General features: G+C 37.8%; 21 protein-coding genes. 7 read left to right on the forward strand and 14 right to left on the reverse strand.

Features of this window, described 5'->3' with window-relative positions:
* Positions 1-1,044, reverse strand: coding sequence for a selenide, water dikinase SelD (gene selD, locus F1325_RS10625; protein WP_160230421.1), 1,044 nt, complete (start codon positions 1,042-1,044; stop codon positions 1-3).
* Positions 1,045-1,059: 15 nt separating this feature from the next.
* Entirely contained in the window at positions 1,060-1,611 is a 552-nt protein-coding gene (locus F1325_RS10630) for an NAD(P)H nitroreductase (RefSeq protein ID WP_088495359.1), read from the reverse strand.
* 545 nt (positions 1,612-2,156) lie between these two features.
* Here F1325_RS10630 and sppA point away from each other — a divergent pair.
* From sppA to pncA, 3 genes are all read left to right on the forward strand, one after another.
* Positions 2,157-4,013 (forward strand): signal peptide peptidase SppA, encoded by a 1,857-nt coding sequence (gene sppA, locus F1325_RS10635; protein ID WP_109372096.1) that lies wholly within the window; start codon positions 2,157-2,159, stop codon positions 4,011-4,013.
* A 244-nt stretch (positions 4,014-4,257) separates the two neighbouring features.
* Entirely contained in the window at positions 4,258-5,280 is a 1,023-nt protein-coding gene (gene ansA / locus F1325_RS10640; protein ID WP_160230422.1) for an asparaginase, read from the forward strand.
* A 22-nt stretch (positions 5,281-5,302) separates the two neighbouring features.
* On the forward strand, positions 5,303-5,947 hold the full coding sequence (gene pncA / locus F1325_RS10645) for a bifunctional nicotinamidase/pyrazinamidase (protein ID WP_109372092.1): 645 nt from the start codon (positions 5,303-5,305) through the stop codon (positions 5,945-5,947).
* A gap of 106 nt (positions 5,948-6,053) precedes the next feature.
* Here pncA and F1325_RS10650 read toward each other — a convergent pair whose 3' ends face one another.
* Both F1325_RS10650 and msrB read right to left on the reverse strand, forming a co-directional pair.
* Entirely contained in the window at positions 6,054-6,335 is a 282-nt protein-coding gene (locus F1325_RS10650) for a YeaC family protein (RefSeq protein ID WP_036912841.1), read from the reverse strand.
* Positions 6,336-6,416: 81 nt separating this feature from the next.
* On the reverse strand, positions 6,417-6,854 hold the full coding sequence (gene msrB, locus F1325_RS10655) for a peptide-methionine (R)-S-oxide reductase MsrB (protein WP_109372090.1): 438 nt from the start codon (positions 6,852-6,854) through the stop codon (positions 6,417-6,419).
* A 343-nt stretch (positions 6,855-7,197) separates the two neighbouring features.
* On the opposite strand from msrB, the gene gapA reads away from it, so the two are divergent.
* Positions 7,198-8,193, forward strand: a complete 996-nt coding sequence (gene gapA / locus F1325_RS10660) for a glyceraldehyde-3-phosphate dehydrogenase (protein WP_109372088.1) — start codon at positions 7,198-7,200, stop codon at positions 8,191-8,193.
* A 114-nt stretch (positions 8,194-8,307) separates the two neighbouring features.
* Complete coding sequence (locus F1325_RS10665; protein ID WP_109372086.1) at positions 8,308-9,192, forward strand: D-hexose-6-phosphate mutarotase; 885 nt, start codon at positions 8,308-8,310, stop codon at positions 9,190-9,192.
* A gap of 50 nt (positions 9,193-9,242) precedes the next feature.
* Here the strand turns inward: F1325_RS10665 and F1325_RS10670 are convergent.
* The 6 genes from F1325_RS10670 to fadR all read right to left on the reverse strand — a co-directional run bounded on the left by F1325_RS10670 (position 9,243) and on the right by fadR (position 17,423).
* Positions 9,243-10,453, reverse strand: a protein-coding gene (locus F1325_RS10670) for an IS3 family transposase (protein WP_160229872.1) whose coding sequence is annotated in 2 segments (ribosomal slippage) — positions 9,243-10,111 and positions 10,111-10,453 — 1,212 coding nt in all. Because the reading frame shifts where the segments join, the coding sequence is not laid out codon by codon here.
* Between the two features lie 137 nt (positions 10,454-10,590).
* The gene (locus F1325_RS10675) at positions 10,591-11,343 is read right to left on the reverse strand and encodes a MipA/OmpV family protein (RefSeq protein ID WP_109373568.1); all 753 of its coding nucleotides are present in this window, start codon (positions 11,341-11,343) and stop codon (positions 10,591-10,593) included.
* Positions 11,344-11,444: 101 nt separating this feature from the next.
* Positions 11,445-13,748: a carbamoyltransferase HypF gene (gene hypF, locus F1325_RS10680; protein WP_160230423.1), complete on the reverse strand. Its 2,304-nt coding sequence runs from the start codon at positions 13,746-13,748 to the stop codon at positions 11,445-11,447.
* Positions 13,749-13,797: 49 nt separating this feature from the next.
* Entirely contained in the window at positions 13,798-14,910 is a 1,113-nt protein-coding gene (gene alr, locus F1325_RS10685) for an alanine racemase (protein ID WP_109373570.1), read from the reverse strand.
* Between the two features lie 13 nt (positions 14,911-14,923).
* Positions 14,924-16,228, reverse strand: coding sequence for a D-amino acid dehydrogenase (locus tag F1325_RS10690; protein ID WP_109373571.1), 1,305 nt, complete (start codon positions 16,226-16,228; stop codon positions 14,924-14,926).
* A 475-nt stretch (positions 16,229-16,703) separates the two neighbouring features.
* Positions 16,704-17,423, reverse strand: a complete 720-nt coding sequence (gene fadR / locus F1325_RS10695; RefSeq protein ID WP_109373572.1) for a fatty acid metabolism transcriptional regulator FadR — start codon at positions 17,421-17,423, stop codon at positions 16,704-16,706.
* A gap of 233 nt (positions 17,424-17,656) precedes the next feature.
* Between fadR and nhaB the strand changes: the two genes are divergently transcribed.
* Together nhaB and dsbB are read left to right on the forward strand one after the other, a co-directional pair.
* Positions 17,657-19,201 (forward strand): sodium/proton antiporter NhaB, encoded by a 1,545-nt coding sequence (gene nhaB, locus F1325_RS10700; RefSeq protein ID WP_109373573.1) that lies wholly within the window; start codon positions 17,657-17,659, stop codon positions 19,199-19,201.
* 178 nt (positions 19,202-19,379) lie between these two features.
* Positions 19,380-19,904 (forward strand): disulfide bond formation protein DsbB, encoded by a 525-nt coding sequence (gene dsbB, locus F1325_RS10705; RefSeq protein ID WP_109373574.1) that lies wholly within the window; start codon positions 19,380-19,382, stop codon positions 19,902-19,904.
* 85 nt (positions 19,905-19,989) lie between these two features.
* Here the strand turns inward: dsbB and F1325_RS10710 are convergent, their stop codons facing one another.
* From F1325_RS10710 to F1325_RS10725, 4 genes are all read right to left on the reverse strand, one after another.
* Positions 19,990-20,298 carry a putative hemolysin gene (locus F1325_RS10710; protein ID WP_109373575.1) on the reverse strand — a complete coding sequence of 103 codons (309 nt, stop codon included), beginning with the start codon at positions 20,296-20,298 and terminating at the stop codon, positions 19,990-19,992.
* 33 nt (positions 20,299-20,331) lie between these two features.
* Positions 20,332-20,664 carry an SMR family transporter gene (locus F1325_RS10715; RefSeq protein ID WP_109373576.1) on the reverse strand — a complete coding sequence of 111 codons (333 nt, stop codon included), beginning with the start codon at positions 20,662-20,664 and terminating at the stop codon, positions 20,332-20,334.
* Between the two features lie 134 nt (positions 20,665-20,798).
* Positions 20,799-22,028 (reverse strand): sugar transporter, encoded by a 1,230-nt coding sequence (locus tag F1325_RS10720; RefSeq protein ID WP_109373577.1) that lies wholly within the window; start codon positions 22,026-22,028, stop codon positions 20,799-20,801.
* Positions 22,029-22,488: 460 nt separating this feature from the next.
* Positions 22,489-22,908 carry a hypothetical protein gene (locus F1325_RS10725; protein ID WP_109373578.1) on the reverse strand — a complete coding sequence of 140 codons (420 nt, stop codon included), beginning with the start codon at positions 22,906-22,908 and terminating at the stop codon, positions 22,489-22,491.
* Positions 22,909-22,990: the final 82 nt, after the last annotated feature.

Here is a 22,990-nt window from a genome sequence, read left to right on the forward strand (position 1 = left end):
TTAGTTAGTCACTTCAATCAACGCTTTTCCTGCCACTGGCTCAGTTAACTCACCGATAGAGGTTAGTTCAATATCAAAACGAGCAGCGACCTCTTTAACCTGTTCCACAGCTTCAGGTAATACAGCTAATAATAAGCCACCTGATGTTTGCGGATCACAGAGTAATTTACGTTGCATTTCAGTGATCTCACCAATTAAATGACCATAACTTTCAAAGTTACGGCCTGTACCACCAGGAACACAGCCTTGTTCAATATAAGACTCTACTTCTGGCAATCTTGGTACTTGTGAAAAGTGAATGGTGGCTTGTACACCAGAACCATCACAAATTTCACTTAAATGCCCTAACAAACCGAATCCTGTCACGTCGGTCATTGCAGTAACACCTTCGATATCAGAAAAATCTGCACCTGCTTTGTTCATACAGCACATAATTTCTGTCGCTAAACCTTGGTGCTCTGGTTTTAACAAACCTTTTTTCTCAGCCGTTGTTAATACACCAATACCCAAAGGTTTAGTTAAAAAGAGCTGACATCCTGCTTTAGCTTCACTGTTTTTCTTCACTTTGCTCACAGGCACGACACCTGTTACGGCAAGGCCAAAAATAGGTTCTGGCGCATCAATTGAGTGACCACCAGCCAGTGAAATGCCTGCTTCTTGGCAAGCGGCTCGACCACCCTCAATCACTTCACGTGCAATTTCAGGTGCCAGTTTACTAATAGGCCAGCCTAAAATAGCGATTGCCATAATAGGTTTTCCGCCCATTGCAAAAATATCACTGATTGCATTCGTTGCAGCGATACGCCCAAAATCATAAGGATTATCAACGATTGGCATAAAGAAATCAGTAGTACTGATAATACCTGTACCATTTCCTAAATCATAAACAGCAGCATCATCTTTGGTTTCATTACCTACAAGTAAGTGAGGATCATGAAACTTAGCTTGTTCGCTATGTAAAATGGTTTCTAAAACTTTTGGCGAGATCTTACAACCACAACCTGCACCATGACTGTATTGTGTTAAACGAATTGCTTCAGACATAACATGTCATCCTTTTTAAAAATAAGTCACAAAATCAGTTAAGTCAGCAGGAGAAACCGTCATTGGCGCTTTCAGGGCTGGCGTACCTAAATAAAGGAAACCAATAATCTGGTCGTGTTCACCACAGCCAAGTCCTTCTCTTACAACTGCATCATGAGTCCAAGAGCCTGAACGCCAAATCCCCCCAAATCCTTGAGCAACAGCGGCCATTTGCATTGCTTGTACGCTACAACCGGCTGCAACAACTTGCTCCCATTCAGGAACTTTAGGATGATCTTTCACTTTCGCAATGACCGTGATGATCAATGGGGCACGAAAAGGTGCATTTTTTGCTTTTTCTTCAACTTCTGGCCCTAAATTACCCACAACCGCGGCTTTATGTAGTAATTGGCTAAAACGTTCAATGCCTTCATTTTGCATCACAACGAAATGCCACGGCTTAAGTGCACCATGATCAGGCGCGCGCATACCGGCTTGTAAAATAGTATTGAGGGCTTCATTATCGGGGGCTGGAGTAGTCAGTCGGGAAGCTGAACGGCGGTTCAAAAGCAGTGTTAATGCATCCATTTTTATTCTCCTGTCAGCATTTTATTTTAGCAAGATCCCATTCTTATGGGGATGGACAGTTCTTATCAATTCGCAGTATAACAAACTGTTATATTACCACCATCCGCAGATTTAGGCGGGAATTTTTCTAAAAATCAGGTGTGTGGTCATTTAATCGTAATTTATTGTTCATAAAATGATTAATCTTAGCTTACTAAGTTAATTTAAGCTGATTTTGATCCTATTTTTCTTTTTAATTTGACGATTTTCTATATTACTTTGATGCCTTTTTGTGTGAATTTATTTAACTATTTTTACGTAAGATAAATGTCTGCTTAATAACATCTTAAGCAAAAAGTTATCATTAGTGGTTTCCTAAAAATCAATGACAGACATTCAATAAGAGCTATATTAGAATATTCCTTTATTGTTATTACTATTCTCTCTATTGATAACAACATTTTTTGTTTTAATAGTATGAGATTATGTAGATGTAGCCTGCTTACCAATAATTCTAGCATGACTGTTTAGGATTAAATTTTAGCTTTACATGATGTGGAGATAATATGAATAAAATTATGGAGTTAATCGGCGCAATATTAAAATTCAGTTGGCAAGCCATTAACTTTATCAGAAAATTAATCTTAAACGTTATTTTCTTTTTCCTTCTCTTTGTAGTCATTGGTATTTTCTTAATTAGCAAAGAAGCACAAAAACCAATGGATTATGAAGGCGCACTTCTTGTTGATCTTAAAGGTGTGATTGTTGACCAAACTGCAACTCAAAATCCTTTAGGGGAAGTTGGGCGTGAGCTTTTAGGCGTTTCGGGTAGCCAGCTCCAAGAAAATTCATTATTTGAAGTCGTCGATACGCTACGCCTAGCCTCTCAAGATCCGAAAATTAAAGGTATGGTGCTTAAACTTGATGAATTTGCCGGCGCAGATCAGCCTTCGCTAAATTATATTGGTAAGGCACTTACTGAATTTAAAAAAACAGGCAAACCGATTTTTGCAGTGAGTGGCTATTACAGTCAGCCGCAATATTATCTCGCTTCTTATGCAGATAAAATTTATCTCACACCTCAAGGTGCAGTGGGTGTTTATGGTTTTGGCTTTCAAAATCTCTATTACAAAACACTGTTAGAAAATTTAAAAGTAAGTACTCATATTTTCCGCGTAGGAACGTATAAATCTGCGGTTGAACCGTTAATGCGCAATGGTATGTCTGCGGAATCTCGAGAAGCTTCATTACGTTTAGTTAATGCGCTGTGGTCTACTTATTTAACCCAAGTGGCAGAAAACCGTAGCATTACCACAGAAGATGTTTTCCCAGGTGCAAAAGAGATGATTGCACAGCTACGCAATGCAGATGGGGATAACGCAACTTATGCGCTAAATCGTAAATTAGTGGATTCTGTCAGCTCATACTCTCAATTTGAAGCTGATATGACAGAAACCTTTCAGTGGGATAAAGAGAACAAGCAATTTAACAATATCAGTATTTATGATTATGCCGATACATTAACTTCATCATTACCTGCAAATGATGAAGGTAATATTGCCGTAGTCGTTGTTCAAGGTGCCATTATTGATGGTGAAAGCATTCCGGGCTCCGCAGGCGGTTCCACCATTGCAAATCAAATTCGCCAAGCCCGTTTAGATCCTAATATTCGAGCACTTGTATTACGTGTAAATAGCCCAGGTGGTAGCGTTTCAGCATCAGAACAAATTCGCAGTGAAGTTGAAGCCTTTAAACAACAGAAAAAACATGTGGTTGTTTCAATGGGAGGATTAGCAGCATCAGGAGGATATTGGATCTCCACACCTGCAAATAAGATTATTGCTAGTCCTTCAACATTAACGGGCTCTATTGGTATTTTCGGTGTTATTAATACCTTTGAAAACAGCCTAGAGTCTATTGGTGTTTATACCGATGGTGTCACCACATCACCTTTAGCAGGATTATCTGTCACCAATAAGTTGCCTGAAGAATTTGCCGAGTTGTTACAACTGAATATCGAAAGTGGTTATAAAACATTTCTTAATTTAGTGGCTGAATCTCGTAAAAAAACGCCAGCTCAAATTGATCGTATTGCTCAAGGTCGAGTGTGGGTAGGAATAGATGCAAAAAATGTGGGTTTAGTCGATGAGTTTGGTGATTTTGATGATGCCATTGATGCCGTTGCTAAAATGGCAAAAATTAAAGAGCCTGTTATTGATTGGATGAAGCCAGAATTAAGTCTCTCTGAACAAATAATCATGAGCTTATCAAATAATGCAAAAGCTATTATCCCTGATCCATTACAAGCTTATTTACCAGCCCCTGTTTTAAGAGAAGTAAAATCACAAACAGAGTTTTATCGCAATATGAATGATCCGCTTAACCGTTATGCGTATTGCTTATCTTGTGGTGAGATTCAATAGCCGTTTTTGTCTCAACACCTGCTCTTTCAGAGCAGGTGTTTTTCTCTTTTTTTCTGGCTTTATTTGGCATAATGTACTGACGAATATTTTTTGCCCGTTTTTATCAATAGTATTTTTAACACAATGATTTAAAGCAGATATTCATTAATCTCTATTTTCTTTTTTTAGCATCCTTTCCTTTTTTTATTCTGTAAACTCCCTATAATCAGGTATTTCTCACAGCCTAATAAGAGTGTTTTGTCTGATGCAAAAGAAATCGATCTACGTTGTATACACGGGTGGTACTATTGGTATGCAACATTCTGAACACGGCTATATTCCTGTATCAGGGTATTTGCAACGTCAATTAGCCAAAATGCCAGAGTTCCATCGCGAAGAAATGCCTGATTTCACAATCAAAGAGCACCTTCCACTGATCGACTCTTCAAACATTACCCCTGAAGATTGGCAATCCATCGCTGATGATATTAGTGAAAATTATCACAACTATGATGGATTCGTTATTCTTCATGGTACTGATACCATGGCATTTACTGCTTCTGCACTCTCTTTTATGTTTGAGAATCTTAGCAAGCCTATTATTGTTACTGGCTCTCAAATTCCTTTAGAAGCCTTACGGTCTGATGGACAAACAAACCTATTAAATGCACTTTATCTCGCTGCTCATCATCCAATTAATGAAGTAGCTCTATTTTTTAATAACACCCTGTATCGCGGAAACCGCACCGTAAAAGCACATGCCGACGGCTTTAATGCCTTTGCGTCGCCGAATAGCGCACCACTGTTAGAAGCGGGCATTAATATTAAACAATTTAAAATTAATTCCTTTCCTAAAGGAAATGGTGAATTTACTGCACATAATATTACGCCTCAACCTATCGGTGTTGTCACAATTTATCCGGGCCTTTCCGATGAAGTTGTTAAAAACATCCTGATGCAACCTGTGAAAGCCTTAATATTGCGCTCTTATGGTGTCGGTAATGCACCCTCACACCCTGCTTTACTTTCTACCCTACGTGAAGCAACAGAGCGTGGTATTGTTGTTATCAACCTTACACAATGTATTTCTGGTCGAGTGAATATGGAAGGCTATGCAACAGGTCAAGCATTAGCGGAAGTTGGAGTGATCAGTGGCTTTGATATGACATTTGAAGCAACATTAACTAAACTGCATTATCTCCTTAGCCAACAATATAATTACACTGAAATCTGCCGACTAATGCAGCAAAACCTACGCGGTGAAATGACATTAGACGATAACGACTAAGTTTAATCTAAAGGTAAAAGTGGTGAAAAATTCTGCACTGTTATTGGTTGATATACAAAATGATTTTTGTACAGGTGGTGCATTAGCTGTTAATGAAAGCGACATAGTTATACAAACAGCCAATCAACTTATTCATAGTTTCAAGCAATCTAAAAATCCTATTATCGCCAGTTTAGACTGGCATCCAGCCGATCATCTTAGCTTTGCTGAAAATTCAGGCACAGTTGTGGGAGAGGTCGGTACTCTTAATGGATTACCACAAGTTTGGTGGCCAGTACATTGTGTACAAAATTCTTATGGCGCTGCATTTCATCCTGAATTAAACCAAGCACTGATTAATCATATTATTTACAAAGGGCAAAATCACCTTATTGATAGTTATAGTGCTTTTTTTGATAACGACCATGAATACCAAACAGGTTTGCATACACTTTTGCAGACATTAAATATAAAACATCTTTATATTTTAGGAATTGCTACGGATTACTGTGTCAAATTCACAGTGCTAGATGCATTATTATTAGGATATCAGGTTTCAGTCATTACAGACGGTTGTCGCGGTGTCAATATTCAAGATGACGATAGCGAAAAAGCATTAGAAGAAATGAGAGCAAAAGGCGCAGCGTTAATTGATTCAGCACATTGGCTTAATCGTAACAATCAATAGGTTCGTTATTTTCCTTATCTTTATAAAATGAAAAAGAGGCTATTTTAACCTGTTCGGTTAATAAATAGCCCCTTTTTATATTTATTCTATCCATTCAACACAGGTTTTAATCATCATCCATTGGCGTTAACGTCGCTAAACGTTCAGATTGAAACTGAGCTTTTAATTCTTGTTTGCTCTTCATGGTAATTTGTCCATTAGTGCCTACTGTCATATGCTCAGGTGTGTGGTTATTTTTCGCCTGCCATAATAAAACAATCTGCATGCAATGTTCTTTTTGCTCATCGGTCAATGCAACACCATCAGGCCATTTACCTAGTTCAACTGCGGTTGAAATACGCTGATAAATTTCAGGGGTTACCATCGAAATAAGTTCATTAACTTCCATTGATTGCTCCATAAGCTAAATAATCACTTGAAATGGCTGAATCGTTTTTTCAGTTGTTATTATTTTGTTAATTTAACAAGATTAACCGGCTTGTTTTTCGCCTGTTTCACTATTTGTAAATGAAAGAGATGCTGAATTAACACAATAACGCTCCCCTGTTGGGGCTGGGCCATCATTAAAAACATGCCCTAAATGTGCATCACATTGCTGGCAACGTATTTCAGTTCTTTTCATATTATGAGAAAAATCATCAATATAGCGAATCGCATTATCACTAACAGGTTGATAAAAGCTTGGCCAACCACATCCTGCATCAAATTTTGTATCTGAATAAAACAAAGGAGCAGAACAACATAAACAGTGATAAATCCCTGTTTGACGGTTGTGTAATAATTTACCACTAAATGGCGGTTCTGTGCCTTGCTGTTGCGTCACATAACGTTGCATTTCGTTGAGTGTTGATAAATCAAGGTGATTGTTATTACTTGAAATATTCACTTTCTTTTCATTATCTGCCATATCGACCTCTTGCCCAGAAAAATGCTTTTTAAAACAACAGTGAATAATAACAAAGATTTAACAACAAATCTGGAAAATATGGTCTAAAATCATCAAGAGTAATCTTTAGTTTTTGAAATGTGATGAATTTCACATAACGGAGCAAAGGTAACTTCATTTATCGGCGTTGATCCCGATAATACACAGCGTAACATTTAGCTAAAACGACCAATCTTTAAGCGAAAAGTGTTTTTTTAATTGATTTTTTGCAATTATTGACACGATTCCGCTTGACGATTGGCGCGGTTTTGGTAACTTTAGAAGCAACTTTTTAATTCACTAAATTAAAGCTGGTGGAATACATATGACTATCAAAGTAGGTATTAATGGTTTTGGTCGTATCGGCCGCATCGTTTTCCGTGCTGCTCAAGAACGTTCAGATATCGAAATCGTAGGTATTAACGATCTGTTAGACGCAGACTACATGGCATACATGCTGAAATACGATTCAACTCATGGCCGTTTCAACGGTACTGTTGAAGTAAAAGATGGCCACCTCGTTGTTAATGGTAAAACCATCCGCGTAACTTCAGAAAGAGATCCAGCAAATCTGAAATGGAACGAAGTCGGTGCTGACGTTGTTGCAGAAGCAACTGGTCTGTTCTTAACTGATGAAACCGCTCGTAAACACATCCAAGCTGGTGCGAAAAAAGTTGTTCTGACTGGTCCTTCAAAAGACAACACACCAATGTTCGTAATGGGCGTAAACCATAAATCATACGCAGGCCAAGATATCGTTTCTAACGCATCTTGTACGACTAACTGCTTAGCGCCTTTAGCTAAAGTTATCAATGATAACTTCGGTATCGTTGAAGGTCTGATGACTACTGTTCACGCAACAACTGCAACTCAACGTACTGTTGATGGTCCATCTGCAAAAGACTGGCGTGGTGGTCGTGGTGCTTCTCAAAACATCATCCCATCATCAACTGGTGCTGCTAAAGCTGTAGGTAAAGTTATTCCTGAACTGAACGGCAAACTGACTGGTATGTCTTTCCGTGTTCCTACTCCTAACGTTTCTGTTGTTGACCTGACTGCACGTCTGGAAAAACCAGCAACTTACGCTCAAATTTGTGACGCTATCAAAGCAGCAGCTGAAGGCGAACTGAAAGGCGTTCTGGGCTACACTGAAGATGCAGTTGTTTCAACTGACTTCAACGGTGAAGTTCTGACTTCAGTATTTGATGCTAAAGCAGGTATCGCACTGAACGACAACTTTGTTAAATTAGTTGCTTGGTACGATAACGAAGTTGGTTATTCAAACAAAGTTCTGGATCTGATTTCTCATATCTCTAAATAATTAGAGTTTAGAAAGTCACGATTTCTTTTAGAGCCACCTTTTCGGTGGCTCTTTTATTTTCTAGCCAGTCAGTTTATTGTATTGAAATAGTCAGTGACATAAGGTCATAAAATAATGAATGAGAAAATTTTTTCTTTGCCGATTATTGAACAAATATCACCTTACTTAAGTCGTCGGCAATTAGGCGAACTTCCTATCCTTGTTATTTCACATCCTAAAGTACGCGCAGCTATCAGTCTTCAAGGCGCACATTTAATTGCTTGGCAACCCGCACAAGAGCATCCTGTATTTTGGGTAAGCGAAGCTTCTCTCTTCACTTCCGGTGTTGCGATTCGTGGTGGTATTCCTATTTGCTGGCCTTGGTTTGCTTCAGCGGGTACACCAAGCCATGGATTTGCACGAATTCTTCCTTGGGAATTTAGTGCTCACACAGAGCAAGAGGATGGCGTACTCATTACCATGACACTAAAAGAGAGCCAGCAGACGCAAAAATATTGGCCTCATGAGTTTACGGTTATTGCTCGCTTTAAATTAGGCGCAACCTGTGAGGTTGAATTAGAATCTTACGGTGATTATGAAGCGACAGCCGCCCTTCACTCTTATTTTAATGTGAGTGACATTGATAATGTCTCTGTAACTGGCTTAGGAGGCCACTACATTGACACCGTAGCAGATAAAGAGGTTTACACTGAGGAAACCTCATTACGCTTCAATGGACGCACTGACAGGCTTTATACAGAGCCTGACGATTTTAATCTTATTCATGATGATGGTTGGGATCGCACAATTGAGGTTCATCATTACCATCATAGTGATGTGGTATGTTGGAACCCCGGTGCAGAACTCGCAAGTTCAATGAAAGATATGAGCACAGGTGGCTATCGTAAAATGGCTTGCGTAGAAACCGCTCGTATCCACCAACCATTAAAACCAGATAACGTTCATCCTGGTCGCTTATCTCTGGTAGTTCGTGTTCGTAAAAATATTGCCGAAAAATAAAGTATTACTGATATCTTGCCTGACTAGTCCTGATATAGGTTGACAACTTTTCAGGCATAAAACGCTCGATGTACTTCATCGGGCGTTTTATAGTTTAACGATAAGTGTGGCCGTTTTTCATTATAGAGTTGGATTGATTCTTCTACTAATTTTCTTGCTTGTTCCAGATTACTCGGTTTTATCAGTAGATACTCCATTTTTAATATTCCATTAATTCGTTCTGCTAAGGCATTTTGATAACAATCATACCCATCAGTCATAGAACATTGAATATTATGCTCTTTATGTATCTCCTGATATTCCGAAGAACAATACTGTATCCCTCGATCTGAATGATGGATTAACGAAGTTGTCGAAGTCCGTTTTTTTAACGCCTGAACCAACGATTTCTTCACTGAACTTGTTTTCATATTGTTATCTAAATGATATCCCACGATTTTTCGTGAATACGCATCCGTAATTAAACTTAAATAAGTATCACCTTCATGCGTCGATAAATAGGTAATATCTGCTACCCAAAGCTGTTCTGGTTGTGTGGGGATAAACCCTGACTTAATTAAATTTGGATGCCGATAAAAACGATGATGGCTTAAGGTTGTTCGATGATAAGCCCGTTTATTAGGCACCAGTAACTGATGTTCCTTCAATAAAGAAAATAGCCGATCACGACCAATAACCATCTGTTTTTGCTTTAAAATAAAATGTAATTTACGCCCACCCAGTCGAGGTTGTAAGACTCGTTCAGATTTAACAGCATCAATGATGGCCGAATCGGCTTTCTTTCGTTCCTCAGTTCTATCCAGTCTCTTGTAATAAGCCTGTCGGCTGATCTGCATAAAACGGCAAGCAATTGTTACGGTGAGGTTTTTAACCGTTTTTTCTTTAATAACTCGGCTTTGCGCTTTTTTGACAAACGAACTCCAAAGTCTCTATCCATGACTTTAACCACTGCTTCGAAGAAATCGGATTTAAGCCGAGCCTCTTCAAGTTCCTTTTCAAGGATCTTAATGCGTTGTTCCGGCGTTTGTTGTTCAGAAGATTGGGTCATAGCTGAACCTCTATAAAAAGTATCAGGGGTACCGTTTGACCAATCTAACCTACCATGCTTACGAAGCCAAACTAAAACAGTAGAGCATCCTTGTATACCATAGCGATCTTGGGCTTGTTTATAGGTTATTTCGCCTTTTTCAACTTGGTCAACAAGCTGTAATTTAAAAGCGAGAGAATAATCGCGTTGAGTTCGTTTAGTGATTGGTTTCATTACACTCTCCAATTTCAGATTGGAAAAGTGTCAACCTTATTCAGGACGGGTCAGCCATAATAAAAAAAGCTTCGAATTTGAATCGAAGCTTTTTTATTATGGCTAATCTTACTAAATTCTAGTTAGATTTTCGCTAATTAGAATGCGTAAGTCACACCTGTCCACACAATCGCTGTAACAGATTTATTCACCATTGGGCTGTCTTTCACTTCACTTGGCAAATGGTCAACACGTCCCATCGCAAAGAAATTCCAGTTTTCAGCAAACTTATAGTTCGCCGATAGCTCTACATACGGTCTCCAACTATCATTTGGCGTATATTCTGCTAAACCACTACGTTGAGATTCTGCGTGAGTAATACCATAAGCGTAACGGTTTTGCTTTTTGTTTTCCCAAACAACACCCGCACCTGGTTGTAAAGACCAGTTACCAAATTCGAAAGGATATAAATAAGCAGCGTCAGCAATAATACCGTTACTTTTACCTAGCATATCAGCAGAAACGATCGCTCTTAAGCTACCCCATGATTCGTGGTGTTTATAAGTAAAGCCACCCATCATAGTGTCACGGCGACGATTCAGTTTTTTCATTTGCTCATCGTCACTATCGCTTGGTTTAAAGGCTTGAGGATAGTAGTGTAAATCAACAGAAAGTTGATCTTTCGGTGTATTCCATAGGTAATATCCCGCCGCTAACGTTGCGAAATAGAAATTCTCTGATTGGTAATTAACTTGCGGTACTGGTAATAAATAATCTTTTGATTTAGCCCCTTTATAAGGAGTGACTTGTGCTAAAACTGAACCACCAATTGACCATTCTCCAGCAAATGCTGCTGGCATGCTTAATCCTGCAATAACGGCCAAAGAAACGATAATCTTCTTATTACTCACGATGATTTTCCATATTGTCATTAATCATTAATAAAGTAGCAACCAAAAACCTATTTCAGTCACAACTAACTAAAACTGGCATTATTTTACCTATAATTATTTTATTTTTGCATTAAATGTGTAGCAATCAATGCTTGCCCTAATGCAATACCGCCATCACCAGCAGGTAACATCATAGGTGTTAATACTTTTTTATTGTTTAATTTTTTCTTAAACAGGTGTTTGAGTAGCATGTTATTTAACACACCTCCCGTAAGTACAATGGTATCAATCTGATGTTCATCCGCACATTGCAATGCAATTTCGCTTAAACTTTCAGCTAATAAATAATGAAATAACCACGCTTTTTCACTGACATTAAGATCAACATCTTCCCATTGTTTCCAAAAAACAGATAGATCAAGCAAGTTGTTTTTTACAGGCATCAAATGCCCATATTGCTTAATAATTTCTGTTTGTTTGTCTTGATGACACTGTAATGCCGCCGTTTGTAAGTAACATGCAGCTTCACCTTCCCAACTTATTTCTTTAGGCGCTAATCCTAATGATGCTGAAACTGCATCAAAAAACCGACCACAAGAAGAGGCTTTAGGCGAATTTAAACCACGTTCTACTGCCTTACTTAATATTTGCAAATCATTACTAGGTATCATTTTGGCGATAACACTACCTTGCCAATCTTTAGAAAAAGTAGCTAAATGTGCGAACCAGTTTCGCCAAGGTTGAACGGAGGCAAGATTGCCTCCTGGCATAGCAACCGCAGGAAGCCCACCAATCCGTTCTGATTTTTGATAATCCACCAGCAAACATTCTCCACCCCATAAAGTCCCGTCTTGTCCAAAACCTAATCCATCAAGAGCAATACCAATAACAGCACCTTGTTGATGTGTATGACCATATTCAGCAAGACAAGATACAATATGTGCATGATGATGTGAGACTTCAATAACAGGAATATTTTGCTCTTGAGCAAACTGCTTACCCAACTGATGACTGATGTAGTTAGGATGCGCATCTATTGCAATTGCTTTAGGGGTGAAGCGATAAATTTGTTGGAAGAGAGCCAACGATTTTACCAACTGTTGTCGCACGCTTAAATCATCAAGATCCCCTAAATGAGGCCCCATAATGGCTTGATGCTGACGTAATAAGCAAAATACATTTTTGAGATCGCCCCCCATTGCAAGCACTGACGGTTGCGCCTCAAAATCTTCAGGTAATGAAATCGCATCAGGTACATATCCGCGAGAACGTCGGATCATGACGCTCTGTTTACCCTCAATACGAACTAATGAATCATCCGCCCTTTGTATAATTTCTCTATTATGCATTAAGAATAAATCTGCAATATCTTTCAATTGCATTAAGGCATCTTCATTACTTAATGCTGGTGTATGGCCTGATGCATTTCCTGATGTCATAACAAGAGGAATGTTCGTACCACGCGCTAATAGATGTTGCAGTGGATTGGCTGGCAACATAACACCGATTTCAGTTAATCCTGGCGCAATAAGCTCTGCAAGTTTAGATGTAACGGTTTTAGGGACTAATACAATTGAGGCTGCGGTGCTTTGCAATGTTTGGATAGCTGTTGGAAGAAAATCGAGATCTTGCTTATCTGCTTTAATTTGATCAATTCCTGTGATCATCACAGCTAATGGCTTTGCGGGTCGGTACTTGCGTTCGCGTAATAATGCAACGCTCTCATTATTACGTGCATCACACACTAAATGAAAACCACCAATACCTTTAACTGCAACAATTTTTCCAGCAAGTAATGCTTCACAAGCTTGGGTTAATGCAAGCTCTTTCGTTGCTAACTCTTTACCCTGATTATCTGCAAGCCAGATATGGGGCCCACATACAGGGCATGCATTAGGCTGAGCATGAAACCGTCTATCTGCGGGATCTTCATATTCATGTTTACATTCAGGGCAGAATGGAAATTCAGACATAGAAGTAAAAGGCCTGTCATAAGGCATTTTTTTTATAATAGTAAAACGAGGGCCACAATGTGTGCAGTTAATAAAAGGATAATGATAACGACGATTTTGTGGATCAAACAATTCATCAATGCAAGCTTGGCAAGTTGTTGCATCAGGAACAACTTGTGTATCCATTTCGCCACCACCACTTTTTACAATAATAAAATCAGTAGGTAGCTGTTCCCATTGATAAGGTGATTCTTCTATACGTTCAATACGTGCTAATGGTGGGCATTCTGCTTTTAATGCCTCTATAAAGAGTGCATTTTTAGGTGAAGGTGTTAAATGTACCAATACCCCCAAACTATCATTGCTCACTTGCCCTAATAAACCAAAACGATGAGCTAATTGCCAAACAAATGGGCGAAATCCAACGCCTTGAACCTTTCCTTTCACACGCAATGCAATGCCGTTACTCATAGGATCACCAAATCAAAATAAATTTAATCTTATTCTAGTTTAGTGATTATCAACAACTTTCATTTAGATCAGAAAAAGTGGAATTAGGTAAATTTATCATCACTTCAACAGTCACTCTTGGTGCTATTGCACACAGTAATTCGTAACCAATAGTGCCACATGCCATTGCAACATCATCAACAGGAAGTTCTTTCCCCCATAATTCAACTGGACTACCGTAATTGACATCAGGAAAATCCGTAACATCAATGGTTAGCATATCCATAGAGATGCGTCCTACCAATTGTGTTTTATGTCCATTAACAATAACAGGTGTACCGTCTGGTGCGTGTCTTGGATAACCATCAGCATAACCACAGGCAACAACACCGATACGCATATCACGCTCAGCGGTATATCGGCTACCATAACCTATCTGCTCACCTTTTTTGACTTGTTGAATGGCTAATATTTCACTATTAAATGTCATTACGGGTTGTAAATCGAAATTAGCAATATCTTGCCAAACACCCGAAGGCGAAACACCATATAAAATAATACCTGGGCGTACCCAATCTTGATAAGTTTCAGGATCAAATAACGTTGCAGCTGAATTTGCCAAACACCGAGGTAATTCATTTACCATTGCCTGATTAATGGCGGCCTTTTGTGCATTCATGTTCAATCCAGTATCTGCATTAGCAAAATGCGACATTTGGATAATTGAACCAATATTTTTGATACTTTTCGCACGATCAATCGCTTGTTGATAAGCATCAGGACGATAACCTAAACGATTCATTCCACTATTAAGCTTAAGATAAATATTGATAGGTCTTTCTAATTGTGCTTTTTCTATGGCATCAAATTGCCAATCTGAATGCACTGCGGTGGTAAGTGAGTAGCGCTCGAGTAAATAGACATCTTCTGGTTTAAAAAAACCTTCGAGTAAAAGGATGGGGCCAACCCATCCTTGCTCTCTTAACATGATAGCTTTGTCTAACTCAATTAATGCAAAACCGTCAGTATGACTTAATGCTGGCCAAACACAGGATAATCCATGTCCATAAGCATCTGCTTTTACAACAGACCACACTTTGCTGCCCTTAACTCTTTCTTTAATAACAGATAGATTATGGCTTAATGCATCGAGGTTAATGGTTACTTTTGTGGGTCTGGACATGTTTTTTCCTCAATTAATAAGCCGCATCAAGTTTTTGCCCTGGTAAGAGCAATTTAGTATTAAAGCCATCGATATACCGAAACACAGATAAATCATCCGCGGCAATAGCAGGTTTATTCCCTGAAATTAAATCAGCCAATAATTGTCCAGAGCCACATGCCATTGTCCAACCTAATGTGCCGTGCCCTGTATTTAATGATAAATTGCGATAAGCCGTAGGTCCTACAATTGGTGTACCATCAGGTGTCATAGGTCTTAAACCTGTCCAAAAAGTGGCTTTCTCAATATCACCACCTCCTTGATAGAGATCTTGTACAACCATTTTTAATGTTTCACAGCGCGATTTTAAAATATCCAGATTAAAACCAACGACTTCTGCCATTCCGCCAACACGAATTCGCTCATCAAAACGAGTTACCGCGATTTTATAAGTTTCATCTAAAATAGTGGATGTTGGTGCTCTTGAAGCATCAATAATCGGCATCGTAAGTGAATAACCTTTAAGAGGGTAAACTGGAATGGCGACTTTATTTTTCAAAAACTCTGTTGAATAAGAGCCCATGGCAACAACATAGTGATCGGCTGTTAATAATCCATCATGACATTGAACGCCCGCTACTTTATCACCATCAAATAACAAATGTTTGATTTCTTTGTTAAACAAGAACGTAACACCTGCATCTTCTGCCATTTTAGCGAGTCTTTTCGTGAAAGTTTGGCAATCACCCGTTTCATCATTTGGTAAACGTAAACCACCTGTCAATTTGTGACTAACATGCTCAAGTGCAGGTTCGGCTAATTTTAGTTGATCCGCAGTTAACAATTCATAAGCAACGCCCTCTTGCTTTAATACAGCAATATCATTGGCTGCATTATCAAATTGCTTTTGATCACGGAAAAGTTGCAGAGTGCCGCCTTGGCGACCTTCATATTCAATGCCAGTGTCTTGGCGTAACTGACGAATGCAATCACGGCTATATTCGGCAATACGCACCATGCGGCTTTTATTCATAGTGTAATGTGACGCATCACAATTACGTAACATTTGCCACATCCAACGTAATTGGAAAAGTGAGCCATCGGGTTTAATCGCTAATGGTGCGTGCTTTTGAAACATCCATTTAACTGCTTTTAATGGAATACCTGGCGCGCCCCAAGGCGTTGCATATCCTGGAGATATTTGGCCTGCATTACCTGCACTCGTCTCTTCAGCTGCACTATTTTGTCTATCAACAACAATGACTTCATGGCCTTGTTGCACAAGATACCACGCACTCGTTACACCAATAACGCCGCCACCTAAGATGATCACTTTCATGGCAAGACTCCAATAATTTACATTGATATAACATAAGAATAATATTCCATACACAAAAAGCCAATATAGAATAATCATCTAAGCCAATAAAAAGATAGATTTTAGAGTTAAGTCACATTTGATTGTTATTCGACAGATAATTTTCAAAAAAAACCATTTAATTAACCAGTAAAATCAATGACATATTATTTTTACTGTAAATTATAAAAATATTGATTAGTAAATCATTTTAAATTGAAGAGAGTTTAAGGTGTAGGAAAAGAAAATCGGAGCTTTATTAAAATCTAAAAATTAGATTATTTTAAGATGATAACGCCTAAATTAACTCACTTTGGTTACTCTTTTTACTAAAAATAACCTATTTAAAGCATTGCCTAAAAAATGACACATTGGGCTTTTTAAAAAGCATAAAAAAACCAGTATCACAAATTACATGCATACTGGTTTTTCTATTGTGATAAAGCAGCAAACGTAATTAGCGTTTTACTTCTTCTAGGTCACTTGGTAATGGTGACTGTAAACTTTGCCAGATAACACCACTATCTTTACCATATTGACGGACACATTCCATGACATGCTCGACATCTTTTTGCTCACATAATGCAGCCAGTTTTTTATAGAATGCTAATGCCAGTTCTTTCGCTTGAATATTTGAGAAATAATAACGACCTACACGCGTATAAAGCCCTTTTAAGCCGTTTAAGATAAGACCATAAATTGGGTTACCTGATGCAAATGCCAATCCACGGAAAATGTTGTAATCCAGTTCACTAAACTCATCAGCGCTATTTTCAGTAGTAAGCTCATGGTTTAAAATTTCAATGCATTTTTCAGGGCTATTTCTAAATGCTGTACGTATAAAAATAGCTGAGATGTTGGTTCTGACGGCCAATAAGTTATCTATTAACTGTGGTACTCGATCATGATCGAGACGAGCGACTGTTTCAAGGATATTAAGGCCTGATGTTTCCCAGAAATTGTTTACCTTCGTTGGCTTTCCGTGTTGAATTGTTAACCAACCATCACGAGCAAGGCGTTGTAACACTTCTCTTAATGTGGTTCTTGTAACACCGATTAATTCAGAGAGCTCACGTTCCGCTGGAAGAATAGATCCAGGAGGAAAACGATTATTCCAGATGCTTTCAACAATATACTCTTCCGCAAAACCTGCGGGGCTTTGAGCCTTAATAACCATATTTTTATTTCTTCCGAAGCGATTTTTCTGCTAATAATGGAAAAGATAATATCAGAATGCGTAATTTTGATATAGCTCAACCATCATTAATTAGTGAATGGCATCATAAAACTTGATGTAGCTTTATCAATTTATTATTACTGAGGCGCTTAATTTCACAGCGATTAGCGCGTACTATGGTTAAATTGCGCATCATTGCGCTTAAAATCTCTATTTGGAGGATGAGAAACCTAATGGATATGAGTATAAGACAAGCACTACTAAAGAACTTTATGGGGAATTCCCCAGATTGGTATAAGCTTGCTATTCTTACTTTTTTAATTATCAACCCACTGATTTTTTTCTTTGTTGACCCTTTTGTCGCTGGTTGGCTATTAGTTGTAGAATTTATTTTTACACTGGCTATGGCGCTAAAGTGTTACCCGTTACAACCCGGAGGATTACTTGCTATTGAGGCCGTCATCATTGGTATGACTAGCCCCAAACAGATTGGTCATGAAATTGCCAACAACCTTGAAGTGATTTTGCTTCTTGTCTTTATGGTTGCGGGTATCTATTTTATGAAGCAATTATTACTGTTTGCTTTTACTAAACTGCTGTTATCCATTCGCTCTAAACGAATGTTGTCTATTGCCTTTTGCTTCGCAAGTGCATTTTTATCTGCCTTTTTAGATGCTTTAACCGTTATCGCGGTTGTAATCAGTGTCTCTCTCGGTTTCTATTCTATTTATCATAATTTCGCTTCTAACCAATCAGGTGCAGAATTAAATAATGATGGATTTATTGATACCGCAGAAAAAAAACAAACTTTAGAACAATTCCGTGCTTTTTTACGTAGCTTAATGATGCATGCGGGTGTTGGTACTGCATTAGGTGGCGTAATGACCATGGTTGGTGAACCACAAAACCTTATTATTGCAAAACATTTAGAGTGGGATTTTGTGACCTTCTTTATCAGAATGTCACCTGTCACTATTCCTGTTTTCTTTGCTGGCCTTGCAGTGTGCTACCTTGTAGAACGCTTTAAGCTCTTTGGTTATGGTGCTGAATTACCTGATTTAGTTCGTAAAGTTCTCACTGAATACGACAAGAAAAACAGTGAAAAACGCACTTCTCAAGAAAAAGCACAACTGATGATCCAAGCATTAATTGGTATTTGGTTGATTGTTGCTTTAGCGCTCCATTTAGCAGAAGTCGGTATTATCGGTTTATCTGTTATTATTCTTGCCACTGCATTTTGTGGGATCACAGAAGAACACGCTCTTGGTAAAGCATTTGAAGAAGCCTTACCTTTTACTGCGTTATTGACTGTTTTCTTCTCTATTGTTGCTGTTATTATTGATCAACAATTATTTGGCCCTATTATTCAGTTTGTTCTTCAAGCTTCAGAATCCTCGCAACTGTCTCTTTTTTACCTCTTTAATGGTCTACTATCTGCTATTTCAGATAACGTGTTTGTGGGTACGGTTTATATCAGTGAAGCTTTAACAGCATTGCAAAATGGATTAATTAGCCAATCACAATATGAGCATATTGGTGTTGCTATTAATACAGGTACAAACTTACCTTCTGTTGCGACGCCAAATGGTCAAGCCGCATTCCTGTTCTTATTAACATCAGCGTTATCACCACTTATCCGTTTATCATATGGCCGTATGGTGATAATGGCACTGCCATATACAATTGTAATGACATTGCTTGGTTTACTGGCTGTTGAATTTTGGCTTGTTCCTGCAACACACTGGTTTTATGAAATTGGTTTAGTTGCTATTCCATAACAATAGATCCACAGTTACACCACATAAATAGGACTTTTATTTGATAAAAGTCCTATTTTTTTCATCAAAATAAGCTTGAATGTAAATATTTGTGAAATAACAGGTTTTAACTTTTTTTGCGCTTGATTTTTGGGCAGAATAGGCACTTATTTTATTTAATATTTAAATGGATATTATTATGCTGACTTCTCTTCGTCACTGGTCACAAAGCCGTTTTTCATGGCTGTTGCTCGCATTAACAGCAATAGGTCTTGAAGGTGCTGCATTGTATTTTCAGTACGGAATGGAATTAATGCCTTGCGTAATGTGCGTCTATCAACGTATCGCGGTGTTAGGGATCTTAGTTGCTGCATTGATTGGGGCATCTGCACCTAAAATGGCTCTTATGCGTATGGCAGGTAGTTTCTTATGGATTTATTCTGCATACCGAGGAATTGAACTAGCTTGGGAACATACACAACTTATTCTGAATCCATCACCTTTTGCAACCTGTGATTTCTTTGTCACTTTACCTTCTTGGTTTGCCCTGCAAGATTGGTTCCCTTCTGTATTCCAAGCAACCGGTGATTGCTCTGTCAGCCAATGGCAATTCTTAACTTTAGAAATGCCACAATGGATGCTTATTATTTTCTCTGCTTATTTTGTTGTAGGTTTATTAGTATTAATGAGCCAAATAACAAGTTCTTTTAAGACAAAAGAATAAAAAAAGAAAATAGCCTTTAGTAATAAACTAAAGGCTATTTTTATAATAGATAAATGGTGATTCAGCATTCAACCCCAAATAAGCTTTAACCTGGAATGCAAGCCCCTTCAATTAAAGCTTGTTCACTACAACGCTTACCATTAGCAAATTGACACACTGGCGTCTGACCACCATGCAATTCATAGTTTAAAGAAGGCACACCACCTGAAAAGACACAGGTTGCCTTGGCTGATTCTTCTAAGGGAATATCAAGGCTGGTTGTCGGTATCGTTCGACTTTTACTAACCATTTGTGTAGGTGAATATTGTGTCTGCGCTGAATTACTGCATCCTGCAATAAAAGCAAAGCCAGTCAACATAATAAGATAACAAGCTGTTTTAAATTTCTTTTGCATCAAAGACACCCTAATTTATTCCAGTTATTCCTATTAGTGTGAAGCACTTTTTGAAAGTAGATTTATAACTAAAACACCAGCAATAATTAAAGTCATACCAACAATGGCAGGTAAATCGAGTTTTTGTTGATAAAGAAATACTGCTGCAACAGAGACTAAAACTATCCCTAATCCACTCCATATTGCATAAGCAATACCTAATGGCATAACTTTTACCACTTGAGAAAGTGCCCAAAAAGAAAGACAGTAACCAATGACGACTACAATAGATGGATATAATCGGCTAAAACCATCAGAAGCTTTCAGCATTGTTGTCGCAATGACTTCAGATATAATTGCCAACATTAAGTAAGTTAATCCATTCATTTTTTCGCCTTAATCCTATACAAAGTCAATTTTGTGAATTCTATCACAAGCGAGATTACGGATATTCATCTACAACAAATAAAAAAGGCACTCTTCCTATTGAATAAGTGCCTTTATATCGTAGAAATACTTATTTAGTGTTGATGAAGTTGATTCTTTTGGCGGGGTTCCCCGCCCATAGCAACACGATAACGATTAAAGATAAAACCACACCAAACCGCTGCAATAATACTTAATATTGTTCCTGCATAGCCAATGTTTGTCATACCAGCATGTAAAATAACCTGATTACCAATCAATGCTCCAGCACCAATACCGATATTAAAAATACCAGAATAAATAGACATAGCGATATCTGTTGCATCAGGTGCTAAATCAATCACTTTCACCTGCATTCCTAGCCCAATACACATAAATCCAATACCCCAAAATATAATCAGCACAATAAATGCGGTTAGATTCTGGCTACTGATCATTAATAAGCTTAAACAAACAGTAAGCAATATTAAGGCTGAAAATAAGAATGATGTTGGCATTTTGGTGCTATAACGACTAAATAACACGCTACCAATGATACCGGCTCCACCAAAAACCAATAACACCAACGTAGCAAAATTCTGATCCAGATTTGCAATATCAACCACAAAAGGCTCGATATAACTATACGCTGTAAAATGCGCCGTTACGGCAATAACTGTTAATAGAAAGATCCCCATGAGTGGGCCGCGCTTTAATAACATAGGAACACTTTTTAGTGATCCTGAATGCTCACTTGGTAATAAAGGTAAATAGCGCATTAATGCAAACATAGTAATTAAGGCTAATATCCCAATGCCCATAAATGTTGCACGCCATCCTAACCACTGTCCAACAACACGACCAATAGGTAAACCTAATACTGTTGCAAGTGCTGTTCCTGTTGCTAATAAACCTAATGCCTGAGCGCGTTTACCAGCAGGTGCTACTCTAATAGCTAGTGATGCAGTAATAGACCAAAATACTGCATGAGAAAAAGCGACACCAATACGCCCTGCAATCAGTGATTTAAAATCCCATGCCACACCAGATAAAATATGACTTAAAATAAAGAGTATAAATAAAATAATAAGTAACTTACGTCGCTCAACTTTACTTGTCATTATCATTAAAGGCAGAGACATTAAAGCAACAACCCAAGCATATATCGTGATCATTAAACCTGTTTGAGCTGGGATCATACCAAAGCTTTCAGAAATATCACTTAAGAGTGCAACAGGAACAAATTCTGTTGTATTAAAAACGAAAGCCGCGAATGATAATATTATTACCCTGATCCACGCTGTTTGTCGGCTAACTTCATTTACGTTTGATGCTGCGATATTCATAATTGATTGATATTTTCTTAAATTATATTGAAATATATGCCATGCTTTTGATAGAAGCTTTTGTCTGATTTGCTTTTCTTACTTGCGCCAAAATTGATTTATTAGATTGAAAATAAAAAATAGTATTAAAAATAAAAACACATTTCGTTAGAAACAAAAAATAAACCAAATTATCACCAAATCTCACTGCTAAAGCGAATCAGCTATCAATTTTAGCATATTCGTATCGCGATTTTAAATCCCCTTGGCAACTTCTTTTTAACGTTAACATAATCTTTTAATAGTAAGATTGTAGATATAAATGCCCTATTGCTACTTTATGGTAAAGAGTAAAAATATACTCTTTTCAAGAAAAATATATCGCATATTCATTGAATTAAGTTAAGAGATACTAATTTAATAACCGAAAATAATCTTACTGTTGGATAAAAGATAAATAAAAATAGAAAGGATATTAAGATTACTGACTCAAGTCAGTAATAACTTGAATTGCTTGCTCACAAGCAATATTTTTCGTTGGTGATGTCGAACCATCAAAAGCATTTTTGATAGTTGAAATTTGTTCTTTTGCTGGTCGTGATAGCGTTAAATTTCCATTAGAAAGTGCTTTTTCAACATCATTTAGTTTTTCAGCTAGCTGCTGACAACTTCCATTATTATCTTTAGATTGATAAATAGCCATAAGCGTATCGCGTTTTGCTTCTACTGTAGAAAGCGTTTTACGTACTGTTGATGACGAATTTTCAATCAATTCACGGCTTTCACTCCAAAATTCCGCGGTATTTTCTTTAATGACAGATACAATGAGAATAGCGACAAGAATAGCCAACATAATAGTCAGCGATAATATCCCTCCTGCAATAATAAGTATCTGCTTCATATTAAACTCCACATATCAATCATATCTGTTTTAATATTTATTTTTTAATGCTTATTTTTAATATATATAGTTAAAATAAATC

It is taken from the genome of Proteus columbae (genome assembly GCF_009914335.1).
Taxonomy (GTDB): domain Bacteria; phylum Pseudomonadota; class Gammaproteobacteria; order Enterobacterales; family Enterobacteriaceae; genus Proteus.